Annotated in this window: 1 protein-coding gene; it reads left to right on the top strand. The window is 57.8% G+C overall.

Translation table 11 applies throughout. The features are described 5' to 3' along the window. Positions 1 to 28: 28 nt before the first annotated feature. The coding region (locus ABYM29_RS15465; RefSeq protein ID WP_372865689.1) for an efflux RND transporter permease subunit at positions 29 to 2,663 on the top strand (2,635 nt) is incomplete at its 3' end.

Here is a 2,663-nt window from a genome sequence, read left to right as displayed (position 1 = left end):
TGAACCCGAGTTGGCGGCTCTCGATGGTGTGGAGCGGGCATCGATACTGGGCGGGCGTAATTACGCAATGCGTATTTGGTTCGATCCGGAGCGGCTGGCCGCCCATGACATGACCCCAGGAGAGGCCTTTGCGGCGGTGCGTCGTCAAAATGTGTTGTCAGCGGTGGGTGAGACCAAGGGGCAGTACGTGAAAGTCGGGGTGTCGGCTGATACCGATCTGCGCAGCGCTGAGGCGTTTCGCAAGCTGGTGCTGCGCAGTGAGGGCACCCAGCTGGTGCGTTTAAGTGATGTGGCCGATGTGGTCTTTGGCGACGAAAGCTATGACTTTGTGGCGCACTGGGATGCCGAGCCCGGATTGTTTATCGGTATAGAAGTGCGCCCCGACGCGAATTTGCTGGAGGTGGCGGCAGAGGTTCGCAAGCGCTGGCCGGCCATCCACAAAGCGCTTCCTGAGGGGATTGAAGGCAATATCTCTTATGACAGCACGGTCTATGTCAATGCGGCGATCAGCGATGTGCAGGGCACCCTCGTCGAGGCGGTACTGATCGTCATCGTGGTGATTTTTCTGTTCTTGGGCTCACTGCGCAGCTCGATGATTCCTGCGGTCACGGTACCGCTGTCATTGGTGGGCGCCCTGTTTTTGATGTATTGGCTGGGCTTTTCCATCAATCTGCTGACCCTACTGGCGATGGTGTTGGCCATTGGTATGGTGGTTGATGACGCCATTATTGTCCTTGAGAATATCCACCGCCATATTGAGGAGGGCATGGCGCCGCGGCAGGCGGCGCTGCTTGGCGCCAGAGAGCTGTTGGGGCCGGTGATTACGATGACCGTCACGCTGGTAGCGGTCTACGCGCCCATTGGTTTTTTAACCGGTATGACAGGAAAACTGTTTACCGAGTTTGCCTTTACCCTGGCAGGCGCTGTACTGATTTCCGGGGTGATCGCTCTGACATTGACGCCGATGATGTGCGCCAGAATATTGCAGCCGCACAGCGCCGAGGGCGGCAGCCGTTTGGAGCGCTTTCTGGACGAGCGGTTTGAATTCTGGCGGCTGGGCTACAAACAGCGTTTACATGCGGCGATGGATCAGGTGCATGTGATAGGCGTGTTTGGCCTTGTGGTACTGCTGTCTTGCTACTTCCTTTATCAGGGTAGTGACAGCGAGCTGGCGCCGGCTGAAGACCTAGGTTTTGCCGGGGTGATTGCCGAAGGCGATGGCTATACGTCTCCGGAATATTTTGCCGAGGCCTTTTTGGCGACGCAGGAGTTGGCCTTGGCTCACCCCGAGGTTGACCACACCTTTGCGTTTACCATGGCGAGCAATAAAGGTTTTATGGGTTTGATCGGTGCTCCCTGGGATGCCCGAGACAAGAGTATGGGCGATGTCGCCAACGACCTGAGCGCAAGCATGGTGTCTGTGGCGCCGCTGCGTCTGGCGACCTTTCAGCCGCCGCCGTTGCCGACGCCCGGTCAGGGCTATCCGGTGGAGTTTATTCTCAAATCGACGGCCGAGCCGGCATTGCTTGCCGAGGTGGGTGACGAATTAGTGAAGCGGGCGATGCAGAGCAAGCGCTTTTTCTATGTGGCGTCGCAGTTGAATTTCGACCGACCCGAGGCGGAAATCGTTATCGATCGCGATAAAGCCGGCCTGCTTGGCGTGGATATGCAAACGATCAGCACGGATTTAGCGGCGATGATGGCCGGCGCCGAGGTCAACCGTTTTTCTTATATGGGCCGCTCCTACAAGGTGATTGCCCAGGTGCAGCGCGAAGAGCGCCTGAATCCCGAGCAGTTAACGAGCTTTTACACCCGCGCTGGCAATGGCGAGTTGATGGCGATCTCAACCCTGGTCGAGGTGGTGCAAACCACCAAGCCGCGCTCCATTCCCCACGCCCAGCAGCTCAATGCCAATACCATCATTGCCGTGCCGCGCCCGGATGTCACCCAGGGGGAGGCGCTGGCATTACTCGAGGGCATTGCCAAGGACATTATGCCGACCAATTTTCAGTTGGACTACGGCGGCAGCTCGCGTCAGTTCAAGCAGGAGGGGGGCGCGTTGGTAGGCACCTTTGCCTTTGCCCTGCTGATTATTTACCTGGTGCTGGCCGCGCAGTTTGAATCGTTCCGCGATCCGCTAATCATTTTGGTAACCGTGCCCATGTCGGTATGCGGCGCGCTGCTGTGTATCAATGTCTTTGCCTTAACTAATGGCATGCAGCTGACGGCGTTTCCCGGTATGACCCTGAATATTTATACCCAGGTTGGTTTGGTGACGCTTATCGGCGTGATCTCCAAGCACGGTATTTTGATGGTGGATTTTGCCAACCGTCTGCAGGAGCAGGGTGTGGGCAAACGCGAGGCCATTGAGGAGGCCGCTTCTATTCGCCTGCGGCCGATATTGATGACCACAGCGGCTTTGGTTATGGCGATGTTGCCGCTACTGGCGGTCAGCGGCGCGGGCGCGGCCTCGCGCTTCTCGTTGGGTATGGTCATTGCCTCGGGGATGAGTATTGGCACTTTGTTTACCCTGTTTGTGGTGCCGGCGATGTACCAGTACATTGGTCGCGATTACAACGCCGAGCTGGCCGCCTCAGCGCTGCCTCTGGCCGAAGGGCAGCGCGACGCGTATGATCGCGCCTTTACTGAAAAAGAGGGTGTGT

This window comes from Spongiibacter sp., from assembly GCF_041602295.1.
Lineage (GTDB): Bacteria > Pseudomonadota > Gammaproteobacteria > Pseudomonadales > Spongiibacteraceae > Spongiibacter.
The sequence above is the reverse complement of the archived record's forward strand: the minus strand, read 5'-3'. Positions and strand labels throughout refer to the sequence as shown.